General features: G+C 62.8%; 17 protein-coding genes. 15 read left to right on the top strand and 2 right to left on the bottom strand.

Annotation, left to right across the window (positions count from 1 at the left end):
- Positions 1-82: 82 nt before the first annotated feature.
- The 12 genes from CEC48_RS03890 to CEC48_RS03835 all read left to right on the top strand — a co-directional run bounded on the left by CEC48_RS03890 (position 83) and on the right by CEC48_RS03835 (position 10,913).
- A complete protein-coding gene (locus CEC48_RS03890; RefSeq protein ID WP_088422549.1) occupies positions 83-340 on the top strand; it encodes a DUF2790 domain-containing protein in 258 nt (85 codons plus the stop codon).
- A 51-nt stretch (positions 341-391) separates the two neighbouring features.
- Positions 392-1,063, top strand: a complete 672-nt coding sequence (locus CEC48_RS03885; RefSeq protein WP_088422548.1) for a heavy metal response regulator transcription factor — start codon at positions 392-394, stop codon at positions 1,061-1,063.
- Complete coding sequence (locus tag CEC48_RS03880) at positions 1,060-2,460, top strand: heavy metal sensor histidine kinase (RefSeq protein ID WP_088422547.1); 1,401 nt, start codon at positions 1,060-1,062, stop codon at positions 2,458-2,460. Before CEC48_RS03885 ends, CEC48_RS03880 begins: the two co-directional genes overlap by 4 nt.
- A gap of 95 nt (positions 2,461-2,555) precedes the next feature.
- Positions 2,556-3,101 carry a DUF4410 domain-containing protein gene (locus CEC48_RS03875; RefSeq protein ID WP_088422546.1) on the top strand — a complete coding sequence of 182 codons (546 nt, stop codon included), beginning with the start codon at positions 2,556-2,558 and terminating at the stop codon, positions 3,099-3,101.
- Between the two features lie 104 nt (positions 3,102-3,205).
- A complete protein-coding gene (locus tag CEC48_RS03870; protein WP_088422545.1) occupies positions 3,206-3,709 on the top strand; it encodes an SPOR domain-containing protein in 504 nt (167 codons plus the stop codon).
- A gap of 175 nt (positions 3,710-3,884) precedes the next feature.
- On the top strand, positions 3,885-4,901 hold the full coding sequence (locus CEC48_RS03865; protein ID WP_088422544.1) for an iron ABC transporter substrate-binding protein: 1,017 nt from the start codon (positions 3,885-3,887) through the stop codon (positions 4,899-4,901).
- Positions 4,902-4,904: 3 nt separating this feature from the next.
- Entirely contained in the window at positions 4,905-6,503 is a 1,599-nt protein-coding gene (locus CEC48_RS03860) for an iron ABC transporter permease (protein WP_088422639.1), read from the top strand.
- Positions 6,500-7,555: an ABC transporter ATP-binding protein gene (locus CEC48_RS03855; RefSeq protein WP_088422543.1), complete on the top strand. Its 1,056-nt coding sequence runs from the start codon at positions 6,500-6,502 to the stop codon at positions 7,553-7,555. The genes CEC48_RS03860 and CEC48_RS03855 overlap by 4 nt, the downstream gene beginning before the upstream one ends.
- 58 nt (positions 7,556-7,613) lie before the next feature.
- Positions 7,614-8,378, top strand: coding sequence for a hypothetical protein (locus tag CEC48_RS03850; RefSeq protein WP_088422542.1), 765 nt, complete (start codon positions 7,614-7,616; stop codon positions 8,376-8,378).
- Between the two features lie 19 nt (positions 8,379-8,397).
- Positions 8,398-8,832: a hypothetical protein gene (locus tag CEC48_RS03845; RefSeq protein WP_088422541.1), complete on the top strand. Its 435-nt coding sequence runs from the start codon at positions 8,398-8,400 to the stop codon at positions 8,830-8,832.
- Between the two features lie 87 nt (positions 8,833-8,919).
- Complete coding sequence (locus tag CEC48_RS03840) at positions 8,920-9,585, top strand: response regulator transcription factor (protein WP_088422540.1); 666 nt, start codon at positions 8,920-8,922, stop codon at positions 9,583-9,585.
- Positions 9,561-10,913, top strand: a complete 1,353-nt coding sequence (locus tag CEC48_RS03835; RefSeq protein ID WP_088422539.1) for an ATP-binding protein — start codon at positions 9,561-9,563, stop codon at positions 10,911-10,913. Before CEC48_RS03840 ends, CEC48_RS03835 begins: the two co-directional genes overlap by 25 nt.
- Here the strand turns inward: CEC48_RS03835 and CEC48_RS03830 are convergent.
- The gene (locus tag CEC48_RS03830; protein WP_088422538.1) at positions 10,910-11,335 is read right to left on the bottom strand and encodes a GNAT family N-acetyltransferase; all 426 of its coding nucleotides are present in this window, start codon (positions 11,333-11,335) and stop codon (positions 10,910-10,912) included. The two genes, CEC48_RS03835 and CEC48_RS03830, sit on opposite strands and share 4 nt — an antisense overlap.
- Positions 11,336-11,500: 165 nt before the next feature.
- On the opposite strand from CEC48_RS03830, the gene CEC48_RS03825 reads away from it, so the two are divergent.
- Positions 11,501-12,415 (top strand): SGNH/GDSL hydrolase family protein, encoded by a 915-nt coding sequence (locus CEC48_RS03825; protein ID WP_088422537.1) that lies wholly within the window; start codon positions 11,501-11,503, stop codon positions 12,413-12,415.
- A gap of 13 nt (positions 12,416-12,428) precedes the next feature.
- On the opposite strand, the gene CEC48_RS03820 is transcribed toward CEC48_RS03825, so the two are convergent.
- Positions 12,429-13,208 (bottom strand): AraC family transcriptional regulator, encoded by a 780-nt coding sequence (locus CEC48_RS03820; protein WP_176438660.1) that lies wholly within the window; start codon positions 13,206-13,208, stop codon positions 12,429-12,431.
- A 211-nt stretch (positions 13,209-13,419) separates the two neighbouring features.
- Here CEC48_RS03820 and CEC48_RS03815 point away from each other — a divergent pair, with 211 nt between their 5' ends.
- On the top strand, positions 13,420-15,036 hold the full coding sequence (locus tag CEC48_RS03815) for an APC family permease (RefSeq protein ID WP_088422536.1): 1,617 nt from the start codon (positions 13,420-13,422) through the stop codon (positions 15,034-15,036).
- Positions 15,037-15,066: 30 nt separating this feature from the next.
- Positions 15,067-15,993 (top strand): 4-hydroxyproline epimerase, encoded by a 927-nt coding sequence (locus tag CEC48_RS03810; protein ID WP_088422535.1) that lies wholly within the window; start codon positions 15,067-15,069, stop codon positions 15,991-15,993.
- The last annotated feature ends 33 nt before the right edge of the window (positions 15,994-16,026 follow it).

The following is a 16,026-nucleotide window of genomic DNA, read 5'->3' as shown; positions in this document are numbered from 1 at the left end:
GTTGGCTGGCTGTTTGTGTCGCCTGGTTACTGTGAACTCACTGCCGGGTACCGGCAGCCAACCCTTAAAGAGAGATACCGCCATGAAACTGTTTATCCTCGGCTTTGCTGCCCTGATCGCCACCGGTTCGGCCTTTGCTGACACCACTGCCGCTGCCTCGGTGATCCATGACAAACCCGGCTTCTTCATGCACATGGACGTGGCCAAAGTGCTGTCCAGCACCGACACCTACGGCCAGTGCGGCATCGTCCCTGCCCGCCTCGACTACCTGGACAGCCAGGGCCGCGAACACGTGCTGGACTATCAAGTACAGGGCATCGGCTGCCCCAATGACAATTGATCGGGCTACACTTGCGCCACGAACGACCTGCACATCACCAGGGCAACTCCCATGAATATCCTCGTAGTCGAAGACGAGCCCAAGGCGGGCAACTACTTGCTCAACGGCCTGCAGGAACTGGGTTACTCCGTGAGCCTCGCCCGCGACGGTGTGGATGGTTTGCACCAAGCCCTGGAAACCCCGTTCGACGTAATCGTGCTGGACGTGATGATGCCGAAAATGGACGGCTGGGAAGTGCTGCGTCGCCTGCGCAAGGAAGCCGACACGCCGGTGCTGTTCCTCACCGCCCGGGACGACATTGCCGACCGCATCAAGGGCCTGGAACTGGGCGCCGATGATTACCTGATCAAGCCGTTTTCCTTCGCCGAACTGGTGGCGCGCCTGCGCACCCTGACCCGGCGCGGGCCCAGCCGTGAAGAAGAACAGCTGCAGATCGCCGACCTGCAGATCGACGTGCTCAAGCGCCGCGTCACCCGCGCCGGCGTGCGCATTACCCTGACCAACAAGGAGTTCGCCTTGTTGCACTTATTCGCCAGCCACCAGGACCAGGTGCTGTCGCGCTCGCTGATCGCCTCCCGGGTGTGGGACATGAATTTCGACAGCGACACCAACGTGGTCGACGTGGCAGTGCGCCGCCTGCGCCTGAAAATCGACGACCCGTTCCAGCTCAAGCTGATCCACAGCGTGCGCGGCATCGGCTACCGCTTCGATACACAACCATGAGCAAGCCTGGGCATTACTCCCTGACCCTGCGCCTGGCGCTGATCTTTGCCTTGCTGGCCTTTGCCCTGCTGGCGACCCTCGGCGTGGCGCTGTACCGCGAGCTTGAGCGCGAGCTGATCCACCGGGATGACGCCGCCCTGATTTACCGCGTCGACCAACTGCGCAACCTGCTGAACGACAGCAACACCCTGGACCTGATCAAGACCAAGCCGGAGCTGTTCCAGAACATGCTGGGCAACCGCGAGTCGGTGCTGAGCATTGCCGCGCCCGGGCAGAAGCCTTTGCTGGAAGTGAACCCCGGCAACATCGACATGCCCGACGTTACACCGGTGCCCCGGGACCACACCCTGGAATTCGCCGACGTGCAGCACTTGCCCGGCATCAATGGCGTGCCCTTCTCCACCCTGGCCGCCACCATCGATTCGGGCGACCTGGGCAGCCTGCAAGTCACCACCGGGCGGCTGATGACCGAGCGCACCGCCGTGCTCGCAAGCTACAGGCTGAGTGTGTATATCCTCGCCAGCATCGCCGCGTTGGTGCTGGCGGTGGTCGGCTACCTGATGGTGCATCGCGGCTTGCTGCCCTTGCGGCGCCTGGCAGTGCATGCCCAGGGCATCGGCGTCGGCAACCTCGCCGCGCGCCTTGACAGCCATGGCGCACCGAAAGAACTGCTGCCGATGATTGATTCGTTCAACACCATGCTCGAACGCCTGGCCAAGGGCTTTGTGCAATTGGGCCAGGTCTCCACCGACATGGCCCATGAACTGCGCACCCCGATCAACAATCTGTTGGGCGAAACCCAGGTGGCGTTGCAGCAACACCGTAGCATCGAGGCGTACCAGCAACTGCTCGCCTCCAACGTCGAAGAGCTTGAACGCCTGGCGCGCATGCTCGACAACATGCTGTTCCTGGCCCGCACCGACCCGGCCAGCGCATTGCGCCAACGCCAGGAACTGGATGCGGCCGACGAAGTGGAACGCATGGCCGACTATTTCGAAGGGCCGGCAGGCGACGTCGACATCAGCATCCTCGCGCAAGGCGCTGGTGTGATCTGGGCCGAACCGATGCTGCTGCGCCGCGCCCTGGCCAACCTGTGTGCCAACGCGATCAAATATGGCGCGCCACGTTCTGAATTGCTGATCCAGGCCACGCCCAGCCCCGAGGGCATCAGCCTGACGGTGACCAACCAAGGAGCAACCATTGCGGCGGAGCACCTGCCGAGGTTGTTCGAGCGGTTTTATCGCGTGGATGAATCACGGGAACGTTCGGCCCAGTCCAATGGATTGGGGCTGTCGATTGTCGCGACCATCATGCAACTGCATAACGGCCGATACAGCGTGACCAGTGAAGACAGCGTGACGTGCTTTACGTTGTTTTTTCCGGGGCGGGAGGCATAGCTACTTGCCATAGAGCGAGGTATTCAAGCATCGTAGCGCCCCCATCCGATGCGGTGGCTTCCCCCTCTCTTATTCTCTGTGGATATGGAAATTCAATGAAAACCTCCAAGGCCTTGTATGCCCTGTCGTTCGCTGTCGCCCTCTCGATGCTGGGTGGTTGCGCCGCCAAGGTAAAAAGCGGCGGCACGGACGCGCTGGCAATCCCGGAATCGGCCAAACAGAACCTGGTGGTGAGCTTTAAAGGCAACACCACGGTCGAGCAAAACCAGGACTGGCCACTGCTCAAGCAACAATGGGGCGCGGCCCTGCAAACCGAAGCACAGCAGGCCGGTTATAGCCTCAAGGAAACGCCAACCATCAGCACCGGCAGTGCCGACGGCGTGGGCATCACCATCAACGTCAGCAAGTTCCGCTACCTGACCGCAGGCACCCGCTATGCCGCCGGTGCGCTGGTGGGCAACGCCTGGGTCTTCTCGAAAGCTGATTTTTGCGACTTGAAGTCCGGCGCACCGCTGGGCGCGCGCACCTATGAAACCGAGTCTTCGGCGTGGGAAGGCATCGCCTCGGCCATGACCCAGAAGCAGGTCCAGGCGATTGCCAAGCAGGTGATCGCGGATATCAAGAACGCCAAGGCGCAGTAATCGCCTGGCGGCTATCCATGTTGCTCGCGCTGCGGCTGACGACGCTGGGCTGAAAATGCCCAGCGTTGACATTGCGCTCGCTAAATCAAGACAAGGACGTATAAATGAGCATCTACCCTCCCCTTTTGCTGGCCCTCGCCATTGTGACCGCCTACGTGGCCAGTCAGCGCGGCCGATCAGGGCCAAGGTGGTTTGCGATAGCAGTGTTCGTGCCGGTGGCCCCCCTGATCGTGCTCCTGCTGATGCCACGCATTCCGAAGACCGGCGTTGACGCGCTGGTACACGAGGACCTGCGCCCCTGCCCGGCCTGTGCAAGCCCCATTAAAGCCGCCGCCGCCCAATGCAAACACTGTGGCGCCGAGGTGGAGCCCATCGCCCTGAAAGATCGCAGCGGCTGGGTCGTGCGCATTACCGCCGATACCGACACAGCGTTCGGCCTGCTGGTTACGCAATTGCAGGCACTCGATGTGCCCACCGTACTCGATGAACCGCCGCACGCGTTTGTCGGCCCGTTTGAAGAAAAGGCCCAGGCGCAGAATGTGCTCAGGTACTTGAAATCAGATCATGGCTTGGATGGGCTGGTGACCTGGCGGTCTGTAACGAGATAACGCCCTGCCACAACGCAGACGCAATTCCCTGGGTCTCATCACGAGTATTAACGATTTATTTGACGTTTTTTTCTCATTCCCCGCTCTACATTCGCCGCGCCCAAACATGCAAATGATTCCTATTGAACTAGAGTCAACACGCATCGTCCCCAGATAAACCAGGAGCTCGCCCGGCATGATTACCCGCATCCCTTCCTTTCTGAAACAGGCCCTGCTGGCCACTGCATTGGTCAGCGCCGGGCACGCCTACGCGGCGAGCGACACGGTGGGCATCGTGGTCTACAACGCCCAACACGAAAGCCTGACCAAGGCCTGGGTTGAAGGCTTTACCCAGGAAACAGGGATCCCGGTCACCATACGCAATGGCGACGACACCGAGATGGGCAACCAGATCATCCAGGAAGGCAGCGCGTCACCGGCAGACGTATTCCTCACCGAAAACTCCCCGGCCATGGTGCTGGTAGACAACGCGGGGCTGTTCGCCCCCGTGGCACCGGGTACCCTGGAACAGGTCGGCGCAGCTTATCGCCCGGCCCACGGCAAGTGGCTGGGGATCGCCGCGCGCTCCACGGTGTTTGTCTACAACCCGAGCACCTTGAAAGAAGCTGACCTGCCAAAGTCCTTGCTCGACCTCGCCTCGCCAAGCTGGAAAGGCCGATGGGCCGCCTCCCCGGCCGGTGCTGACTTCCAGGCCATTGTCGCCGCCGTGCTGGAACTCAAGGGCGAAGCCGCCACCCTCGACTGGCTCAAGGCGATGAAAGCCAACGCCACCCTTTACCGCGGCAACAGCGCAGTGCTTAAAGCCGTTAACGCTGGCCAAGTCGACAGCGGCGTTATTTATCACTACTACAGCTTCGTCGATCAGGCCAAGACCGGCGAAAACAGCAAGAACACCGCGCTGCACTACTTCAAGCACCAGGACCCGGGCGCTTTTGTCAGCATCTCCGGCGGCGGCGTCCTGGCCTCCAGCAAACATCAGGAACAGGCGCAGGCGTTCCTGAAGTGGATCAGCGGCAAAGACGGCCAGGCGATTCTCGAAACCGGCAACTCGTTCGAATACGCTGTGGGCCAGAACGCCCAGTCGAACCCGAAACTGGTGCCGCTGGCGCAACTCGATGCGCCGAAGGTCGACGCGTCCAAACTCGACAGCAAAAAAGCCGTCGAACTCATGACCCAGGCCGGACTGCTCTGATTGCTGCCTGAAACCCTGCCGCCGGGTATCGCGCAAACGTTGCCCGCCCGCTCCTCTCGACGCTCCCGTGGCCTGTTTAAAGGCCGCGGCGGCGCGTGGGTGACCGGTTTATCCGTATTGGTTTCGCTGCTGGCGCTGCTGCCGATTGCCTTTGTGATCGGCGTGTCCTGGCAGATTGGCTGGGCGCAGATTGCCGCGCTGGTGCTGCGGCCGCGCGTTGGCGAGCTGCTGGTCAACACCGTATTGCTGGTGCTGATCACCCTGCCCTTATGCGTGGTGTTGGGCGTCGCGCTGGCCTGGCTCACGGAGCGCAGCAACCTGCCCGGACGGAGGGCGTGGTCGCTATTGGCCGTCGCACCGCTGGCGGTGCCGGCATTTGTGCACAGCTACGCCTGGGTCAGCCTGGTGCCGTCGATTCACGGCCTGCCGGCTGGCGTGCTGGTGTCGGTGATTGCCTATTTCCCGTTTCTCTACTTGCCGGTGGCGGCGACCCTACGCAGGCTAGACCCCGCCATCGAAGACGTGGCCGAATCCCTCGGGCTCAAGCCGTGGGCGGTGTTTTTCCGGGTGGTGGTGCCGCAACTGCGCCTGGCGATCTGCGGCGGTGCGCTGCTGGTGGGCCTGCACTTGCTGGCCGAATACGGCCTGTACGCGATGATCCGTTTTGACACCTTCACCACGGCGATCTTCGATCAGTTCAAATCCACCTTCAATGGCCCGGCGGCGAACATGCTCGCCGCCGTGCTGGCGCTGTGCTGCCTGGCGATGCTCACCGCCGAGTCGGCCGCCCGGGGTAATGCCCGCTACGCCCGTGTCGGCTCGGGCAGCGCGCGGGAACAACGGATCGTACGATTGAACGCGGGCACCACCGCCCTCGCTCTGGGTTTGCAAACCGCGACCTGCCTGCTGGCCCTCGGCGTGCCGCTGATCACCTTGGGCAAATGGCTGATTGCCGGTGGCCGCGAGGTCTGGCAACTGGGGGAATTGCTGCCGGCGCTGGAGCAAACCCTGTTGTTGGGCATCGCCGGTGCGGTGCTGACCACCTGCGCAGCCGTGCCGATTGCCTGGCTGTCGATTCGTGCACCGGGCCGCTTGCAACGGGTGCTGGAAAGCTGCAACTACATCACCAGCTCGCTGCCCGGCATTGTCGTGGCGCTGGCCCTGGTGACCGTGACCATCCACTTCGCCCGGCCGATCTACCAGACCACCATCACCGTGCTGCTGGCCTATATGCTGATGTTCCTGCCACGGGCGCTGGTGAGCTTGCGCGCCGGCATCGCCCAGGCGCCGGTGGAGCTGGAAAACATGGCCCGCAGCCTCGGCCGCTCCCCCGGCCGGGCCTTGTGGCTGATCACCTTGCGCCTCGCCGCACCGGGTGCTGCCGCCGGCGCCGCGCTGGTGTTCCTGGCAATCACCAACGAGCTGACCGCCACCCTGTTGCTCGCCCCCAACGGCACACGCACCCTGGCCACGGGCTTCTGGGCCATGACCAGTGAAATCGACTACGCAGCCGCAGCGCCCTATGCGCTGCTGATGATCCTGCTGTCGCTGCCGCTGACCGGTCTTCTTTATCACCAATCCAAACGCACGGCTGGCCGATGAACGCTCTCGAACTCACCGCGATCTGCAAATCCTTCGGCACCCAACGCGCCCTGGAAAACATCAACCTGTCGGTGCCCACCGGCAGCCGGACAGTTATCGTCGGGCCTTCCGGCTCGGGCAAAACCACCTTGCTGCGGATGATTGCCGGTTTCGAGTTCCCCGATTCCGGCAGCCTCACCCTCAATGGCCAGGTGCTGGTGGATGACAAGCACGAAGTACCGGCCCATCAACGCCTGATCGGCTACGTGCCGCAAGACGGCGCGTTGTTCCCGCACATGACGGTGGCCGACAACATCGGCTTCGGCCTCAACGCCAAGGGCGATGCCCGGCAACTGCGAATTGCCGAACTGATGGACAGCGTGGCGCTCGACGCGAACATGGCCAAGCGTTGGCCCCATGAACTCTCCGGCGGCCAGCAACAGCGTGTGGCGCTGGCCCGGGCACTGGCGCAGCAGCCCCGGCTGATGTTGCTGGATGAACCCTTTTCAGCACTGGACACCGGCTTGCGCGCGGCGATGCGCAAGATGGTCGCCAGGCTGCTGGAAGACGCGGGCGTGACCACCATTCTGGTAACCCATGACCAGAGCGAAGCGCTGTCATTCGCCGATCAGTTGGCCGTGATGCGTCAGGGTTGCCTGGTGCAATCCGGCAATCCCATGGACCTGTATCAGTTTCCCAGGGACGAGCAGACCGCCCTGTTTCTCGGCGATGCCGTGCTGATGCCCGCCCGGATCGAAGGGGGCTGGGCGCATTGCGACCTGGGCCGCATCCCGGTCAACAGCCAGGGCAACCACGCGTTGGCGCAGATCATGTTGCGTCCCGAGCAACTGCACATCAGCCTGGGCGAGGCAGACGCCTCCGGCTGCCAGGGCGTGGTGACCGAGCGTGACTTTGGCGGCAACACCTGCACCCTGACCGTGGCGTTGCAATCGGGCACAGGCCGATCCTTGCTGGTGCGCAGTTCCGGCCTGCAGGCGCCGCCCACCGGCAGCGCCGTGCACCTGACCACCGTGGGCCGGGCGCATGTATTGACGGCCCTCAGTCCCAGCTAAGTTTCGTGCCGTACCTTCTCCCCTGCGCCACTTGCCGCGCACAGGAGAGGTAACCCCGATGAATGCCACAGCAGCCCGTTGGCTGAACAAAGTGCCCGAGGTGACGCTGTCATTCTGGGTGATCAAGGTGATGTCGACGACCGTGGGCGAAACCGGCGCCGACTTTCTCGCCGTCGACGCCGGGTTCGGCGCCGGCTGGACCAGCCTCGGCATGGCAACCCTGCTGGCGATCGCGCTGTTCTGCCAATTGCGCACCAAGGCCTACACCCCCTGGATCTACTGGCTGACCGTGGTGCTGGTGAGCATCGTCGGCACGCAGATCACCGACATCCTCACCGACAAACTCGACGTCAGCCTCTACACCAGCACGGCGATTTTCTCGGTGTTGCTGGCGGTCAATTTCCTGGTCTGGTACCGGGCGGAACACACCCTGTCGATCCGCGCCATCGTCACCCCGCGCCGGGAATTGTTCTATTGGGCCACGGTGCTTTGCACCTTTGCCCTCGGCACTGCCGCCGGCGACCTGGCCACTGAAGCACTGGGCCTGGGGTTCACCCTTGGCGCCGTGATCTTCGCAGCTCTGATCGCCGCCACGCTGCTGGCCTGGCGCATGGGGGCCAACGTGGTGCCGGCCTTCTGGATCGCCTACATCCTCACCCGTCCGTTCGGTGCGTCCCTGGGCGACTTGCTGACCCAGGCCAAGACCTATGGCGGCCTGGGCATGGGCGCCACCTGGACCAGCGCGATCTTCCTCTGCGTCATCGTCCTGCTGGTGGCCGCAGCCCAAATCAGCGTCGGCCATCGCAAATCCATCACTCAATAAACCCGTCAGGAAAATCATCATGCGCTTCGCACACACCCTTATTCGTCACGCGGCCATCGTCTCGTCGATCTTCTTGCTGAGCATCGCTGCCGGCTGCTCGAAACCTGCCGACAAGCCTGCCGCCGCCACCGGCAATGCCGTGGCGACCCTGAACCAGGCGGGCTCGAAACTGGGCGACCTGAGCGAGTTCCGCGCCATCGCTGCGGACGTGACCGCCCTCGTCAACAAGAATGACCTGATCGGCGCCAAAGCCCGGATCAAAGACCTGGAAACCACCTGGGACTCGGCCGAAGCCGGGATCAAACCGCGCGCCGCCAGCGACTGGCATGTAGTGGACAAAGCCATCGACCACGCCCTGGACGCGCTGCGTGCCGGCAGCCCGAACCAGGCCGACTGCAAGGCCGCCATGGGCACGCTGATGCAAGCGTTTGACTCGATGAAAGCCAAGCCCTAACCCCACGGCGGACAAACCGCCCCATCGGTGCTTCACTACAGGCGCGACGGTCACCACCCTCGCGCCTCTTTCATGCAGGAGCGCTACATGCGGATATTGCTGGTCGAAGACGACCCGATGATTGGCGACGCGATCCAGCGCGCCCTCACCGACGCGAGCTATGCCGCCGACTGGGTCAAGAACGGCCTCACCGGCCTCGCCGCACTGGACACCCACGCCTACGACCTGGTGTTGCTGGACCTCGGCCTGCCCGGCAAGGACGGCCTCGACGTGCTGGCCAGCATTCGCGCGCGCAACAACCCGGTGCCCTTGCTGATCATCACCGCCCGGGACAGCCTCGACGACCGGCTGCGTGGCCTCGACGGTGGCGCTGACGACTACCTGCTCAAACCCTTCGACATGGCCGAACTGCTCGCTCGCATGCGCGCGGTGTTGCGGCGCAAGGGCGGCGCCGCCCTGCCCTTGCTGGGAAACGGCGTGGTCTCGCTGGACTTGCTCTCCAAGCAGGCCAGCACGGACGAACACAGCGGCGTGGCCCTCTCCAGCCGCGAGTTCGCGCTGTTGCAAGCCTTGTTGATCCGCCCGGGGGCGATCCTCTCGCGCAGCGAACTCGAAGACCGCCTGTATGGCTGGGGCAATGAGGTGGAAAGCAACGCCATCGAGTTTCTGATTCACGCCCTGCGGCGCAAGTTGGGCAGCCACGTCATCAAGAACGTCAGGGGCATGGGATGGATGGTTTCAAAAAACGTTTGACCGAGTCGGTCCAGCTCAGGCTCTCCGTGGCCCTGGCCCTGGCGATTCTGCTGGTGGCCGCCCTCGCCAGTGTGTTCGCGTTCGTCTCGGCCTTCGATGAGGCCCACGAACTGCAGGACGATACGCTGCGCCAGGTGGCGGTGCTGTTCGACCGCCAGCAGATGACGATGCGCTATCCCGAAGGCCAGGGCATCGAAGGCGATGACGAAGAGTCACGGGTGATCATTCAGTACCTGGCTGACGGCAAGCAGGCCTTGGCTGGAGACGATGAGGTGATCCCGCTGCCGCTGCCCACCACCCTGGCCGATGGCTTGTCCACGGTCGAGGTCGGTGGCGAAGCGTTTCGCGTGCTGGTCCGCACCACCGCGCGCGGCGAGCGCATTGCTGTCGCCCAGGAAACCGGCGGGCGCGACAAGGACGCCCGCGAGAGCGCCTGGCGCAGCTTGTTGCCGTTTCTGATCCTGTTTCCGGTATTGCTGTTGGTGGTCGGCGACCTGGTGCGCAAGCTGTTTCGCCCCATCGCCAGCCTGGCGGCAGAAATCGACCAGCGTGCCGAACAGGAACTGCACCCGATTGATGAACAGCATTTGCCCACCGAGGTACGCCCGTTTGTCATCGCCATCAACCGCCTGCTCGAACGGATTGCGCAGTCCATGGACAGCCAGCGCCGCTTTGTCGCCGACGCCGCCCATGAGCTTCGCTCGCCGATGACGGCACTGTCGCTGCAAGCCGAGCGACTGGCGGCCAGCGAGATGCCAACGCAAGCCCGCGAACGCCTGCTGCCGTTGATTCGAGGCATCGAGCGCGGGCGCAAATTGATCGATCAGTTGTTAACCCTGGCCGCCGCGCAATCCACCGCAAACCGGCCACTGGCAGCCGTGTCCGTGCACGCGGTGTATCGCCAGGTGCTGGAAGACCTGCTGCCATTGGCCGAGCGTAAACGCATCGATATCGGCGTGGAGAGCATCGAGGACGTACAGGTCATCATTAACGAACTGGACCTGTTCACCCTGGTCAAGAACCTGGTGGATAACGCAATCCGCTACACCCCCGAGGGCGGTCGGGTCGACCTGTCGGTAGAGCGGGTGCTGGGCTCTGCGCGGTTGCAGGTCAAGGACACCGGGCCGGGAATTGCGGCGGATGAACACGCACGGGTGTTTGATCCGTTTTATCGCAGCCTGGGGACTGAAGAAGCCGGCTCCGGGCTGGGACTTTCGATCGTCAAGGCGATCGCCGAGCGAACCGGAGCACGGGTGCAAATGGGCTTCACCGATGAAATCAACCACACCGGGTTGTGTATCACGGTGAGCCTTGCCGGTGAGCGCTAGGCCAGGTGCTTCTGGAAAAAGTGGCGCTTGTGCCCTGGCGGGTAGTCGGCAATATGCCCGAACTCGCTAAAGCCCAGTTTTCGATAAAACCCGGGCGCCTGGAAGCTGAAGGTGTCCAGCCAGATCCCCGCACAGCCTTTCTCCCGTGCCAGGTCCTCAGCCGTGCGCATCAGGCGTGAACCGGTGCCTTGGGTGCGCATTGACTCAGGCACGCTCAAGAGCTCAACGAACATCCAACCATAGGCAATTTTGCCGTAGAGGCCGCCCACCACTTCCTGGCTGCCAGGATCACGCAGCAACAGCCCGAAGGTTTCAAACGGGTTCTCGCCGCATTGGCTGATGTTGTATTCCCTCAGCGGTTGGAGGATGGCCTGGCGCTCTTGCTCCGTAACGTCGAAAGACAACTCTATCGCTAACGCCATCTCAATCTCCCTGATGTGAATGCCCAATCCTGCTGACATTACCAGCGATTGCCACTTGTCGCATACGGGACAGTCTTTGCGCCCTCAGCTACACACAGGTCGCAACCGCCCCAAGGCAAACACGTCGCCGCCGGTACTCTGGAGTGACCACCCGGGAGATTTCCAATGACACTACGCGCTTGCTTGGCCACTCTATTGGTACTGACCGCCTCCACTGCTTTTGGCGCCCCCCGCTACGATCACCTGTATGCGTTCGGTGACAGCTACTCCGACAATGGCGCGGGTGAACGCTTCACCAAAACCCTGGCCACGCAGAAGGTCAAGGATGCGCAGGAACTGCCCGGCTCGTTGTATTGGAAAGGCCGCTGGAGCAATGGCCCGACGGCCGTCGAGAACCTGGCTCACGCCTTGAAAACACCCTTGACCGACTACGCAGTGGGCGGCGCCAAGAGTGGCAACGGTAACTACTACGCCTGGATGGAGCCCGCCCGTGACACTGGCGTTTTGGGGCAAGTCGCTGATTACCTGAAGGCCGCCAAGGCACACGCAGCGGACCCGAAGGCGCTGTATTTCATTTTCATCTCGGCCAACGACTTTTTTGAATGGGCGGATTTCTCGCACCCGGAATCGGTTGCCGTGCTCAGTCAGAACAGCGTGGCGAACATCCAGAAGGCCACCGAGACGCTGATCGCCGCCGGTGCGAAGCAGGTGATGGTGGTGGGCACGACGGACTTGAGTCATGTGCCGGCCGTGGTGCAGGGCAATCAGGTGGAGAATGCCAAAAGCTACCAGCAGGCGCTCGAACAAAAACTGCCGGTGGTGCTGAGCGCATTGGCTAAAGCGCATCAGGTCAGTATCAGTTACTTCGACCACGTGGCATTCAGCGACAAGCTGCGCGCAGCACCCGGGGTTGCGGGGTTGAAAGACCTGGATGCGCCATGCCAACACACCTATCCGGACGTGAAACCCGTGTGTGAAAACCCGGACGCGCATTACTACTGGGATGAATGGCACCCGACGCGCAAGGTGCATGCACTGGCGGCGCAGGCGATGTTTGAAACGCTGAAGGCCAGCCGCTGACAGCAACCCGTTTTCAGGCGGGCGCCGCTGTCGCCTGCCGATACTGGCGCGGTGTAAACCCGGTCAACGCCTTGAACTGCCGGGTAAACGCACTGTGGTCGGTATAACCACACTGCAGCGCCACTTCAGTGATCGGCATCTCGGTATGCAGCAGGAGGTGCGCATGTTCCAGGCGCACCTTCTGGATCATCTGGCGCGGCGTCAGGTGGAACACGCGCTTGCAGTAGCGCTCCAGCTGCGCCACTGAAATCCCGGCAATCCGCGTCAGTTCACCCAACGTGACACGCCGATTGAAGTGCGCCCGAATGTACTCATCCACCGCCGCCAGGCGTTGATAGGCCGGGTGGGTTTCACTGGCGGTTTGCAGGTCGACCGAGATGCCCGCCAGGCCGATGATCGCGCCATCGCGGTTATACAGCGGCCATTTGTGCGTCAGGCACCAACCCGGCTCGCGGGTGCCGTACAGGTGCAATTCCAACTGGTCTTCCAAAACAAACCCCTGCTCCAGAACCCGCCGATCCTGTTCGGTATAGCCGGGCCCCAACTGCGCAGGAAATACCTCGGCGCTGGTTTTCCCGAGCAACGGTTGCAGGTGCTTCAACCCGCACCGCTGCACCAGCGTGCGGTTGGCCAATACGTAGCGCGCCTGGTCGTCCTTGATAAAGATCGCGGCATTGGGAATCACGTCGAGCATCGGCAATAACAGCCCTACACCGGCCAGTAATTCTTCAATGGTGTGCGGGCGGTGGGTCTCGCTCCCTTGGCAAAGGGTCGCGAACGCGCTCTGCATCATGACGCTCTCTCCTGCATTTTGCGGATAGGCCAGGCGCCCGGCGGGCGGTGCCTGGCAAGCAGATTGCCGCATGAGCGGCGGCGTGTCGAGTGTTCGCCATTGTGCTGATTTCGTCATCGCAGCCTGCGCAAAACATCAATCGCGGCGCCGTTGATGGGTTCACTGTAGGGCCACTGCATGCCTATCCAATAACCCACAAGAAGGCGCCGTCATGTCAGCCCAAGGCAAGTTCAAGAAACAGCTTTCATTGATCGACCTCACCTTTATCGGACTGGGAGCGATCTTCGGTTCGGGCTGGCTGTTCGCGGCCAGTCACGTGTCTGCCATCGCCGGGCCGGCGGGGATTTTTTCCTGGTTGCTGGGCGGGTTCGCCGTGCTGCTGCTGGGCATTGTGTACTGCGAACTGGGGGCGGCATTGCCCCGCGCCGGTGGCGTGGTGCGCTACCCGGTTTACTCCCATGGCCCGCTGCTGGGCTACCTGATGGGCTTTATCACGCTGATCGCGTTCTCAAGCCTGGTGGCGATTGAAGTGGTCGCTTCGCGCCAATACGCCGCGGCGTGGTTTCCCGAGTTGACGCAGGCGGGTACCAGCAACCCGACGATCCTTGGCTGGTTCGTGCAGTTTGCGCTGCTCTCGCTGTTTTTCGCCCTCAACTACCGCAGCGTGAAGACCTTCGCCATGGCCAATAACCTGGTCAGCGTGTTCAAGTTCATCGTGCCGCTGTTGGTGATCGGCGTGCTGTTCACTTTCTTCAAGCCAGAGAATTTCCACGCCCAGGGCTTCGCGCCGTTCGGCCTGTCGGGCATTGAAATGGCCGTGTCCGCCGGCGGGGTGATTTTCGCTTACCTGGGCCTGACGCCGATCATCTCGGTGGCCAGCGAAGTGAAGAACCCGCAGCGCACCATTCCAATTGCGTTGATCCTCTCTGTACTGCTCTCCACTGCGATCTACGTGTTGTTGCAGACCGCATTCCTCGGCGGCATTCCCACTGAAATGCTCGCCAATGGTTGGGCCGGCGTCGCCAAGGAACTGGCCCTGCCGTATCGCGATATCGCCCTCGCGTTGGGCGTGGGTTGGCTGGCGTATCTGGTGGTCGCTGACGCCGTGATCTCCCCCAGCGGTTGCGGCAACATCTACATGAACGCCACGCCACGGGTGATCTACGGCTGGGCGCAAACCGGGACCTTCTTCAAGGTCTTCACGCGCATCGACGAAAAGTCCGGCATCCCGCGCCCGGCGCTGTGGCTGACCTTTGGCCTGTCGGTGTTCTGGACGCTGCCCTTCCCGTCGTGGGAAGCGCTGATCAACGTGGTGTCTGCCGCGCTGGTGTTGAGCTACGCCGTGGCGCCGGTGTCCGTTGCCGCACTGCGCCGCAATGCGCCTGACCTGCCGCGCCCGTTCCGGGTCAAGTGGATGGGTGTGCTCGGCCCGCTGTCGTTCATCATCGCCGCGCTGATCGTCTACTGGTCCGGCTGGAGCACCGTGTCGTGGCTGCTCGGCCTGCAAATCCTGATGTTCGTGGTGTACCTGCTGTGCGGGCGTTTTGTGCCGACCCTGCACCTGAGCCTGGGCCGGCAGGTGCGCTCCTCTGCCTGGCTGATCGGCTTCTACGCCGCGACCATCATCCTGTCGAAACTCGGCAGCTTTGGTGGCCTGGGCATCCTCAGTCACCCCTTCGACACGCTGGTAGTAGCGGCTTGTGCACTGGGTATTTATTACTGGGGCGCGGCCACCGGCGTACCGGCCCACCTGGTTCGCCTGGAAACCGAAGATGACGAAAGCGAAGTGCCTGAGCCCGCCATCGGCCGAGTGCAGCTTGCTTCCTGAACGTCAGCCCACCACTGAATGGATAGCGCTATGAAACGAGTTCACATCATTGACTCCCACACCGGCGGCGAACCCACGCGCCTGGTGATGACCGGTTTTCCCGAGCTTGCCGGCGAGACCATGGTTGACAAGCTCGACGACCTGCGCACTCGGCATGACCAATGGCGCAGGGCGTGCCTGCTGGAACCCCGTGGCAACGATGTGCTGGTGGGCGCGCTGTATTGCGCACCGGTCTCGGCCGATGCCACCTGCGGCGTGATTTTCTTCAATAACGCCGGCTACCTCGGCATGTGCGGCCACGGCACCATCGGCCTGGTTGCCTCGTTGCATCACCTGGGGCACATCGCGCCGGGCGTGCACAAGATCGACACGCCAGTCGGCCCGGTCAGCGCCACGTTGCATGCAGACGGCGCGGTGACCCTGCGCAATGTGCCCGCCTATCGTTATCGCCAGCAGGTGCCGGTGGACGTGCCAGGGCATGGACGGGTCTACGGCGACATCGCCTGGGGCGGCAACTGGTTCTTCCTGGTTTCCGAGCACGGGCATGTGCTGCACATGGACAACGTCGAAGCCCTGACCGATTACACCTGGGCGATGCTCAAGGCCCTTGAGGCCCAGGGCATCCACGGCGAAGACGGCGCCTTGATCGACCATATCGAACTGTTCGCCGACGACGACCAGGCCGACAGCCGCAACTTCGTGATGTGCCCGGGCAAAGCCTACGACCGCTCGCCCTGCGGCACCGGCACCAGCGCCAAGCTGGCGTGCCTGGCGGCCGATGGAAAACTCGCCGCCGGTGAACCGTGGGTGCAGGCCAGCATCACCGGCAGCCGCTTCGAAGGCAGTTATGAATGGGAAGGCGAGCGTGTGCGCCCTTCCATCACCGGCCGCGCCTACATGACCGCCGACAGCGTATTGCTGATCGACGAACAGGATCCCTTCGCGTGGGGCATCTGAACCGCCCCCGCTACTTCAATCAACCTGGAGCTG

The organism is Pseudomonas sp. K2I15, assembly GCF_002204795.1.
Lineage (GTDB): Bacteria > Pseudomonadota > Gammaproteobacteria > Pseudomonadales > Pseudomonadaceae > Aquipseudomonas.
Note: the sequence above shows the minus strand (reverse complement) of the source record. Positions and strands in the feature narration are given on the sequence as shown.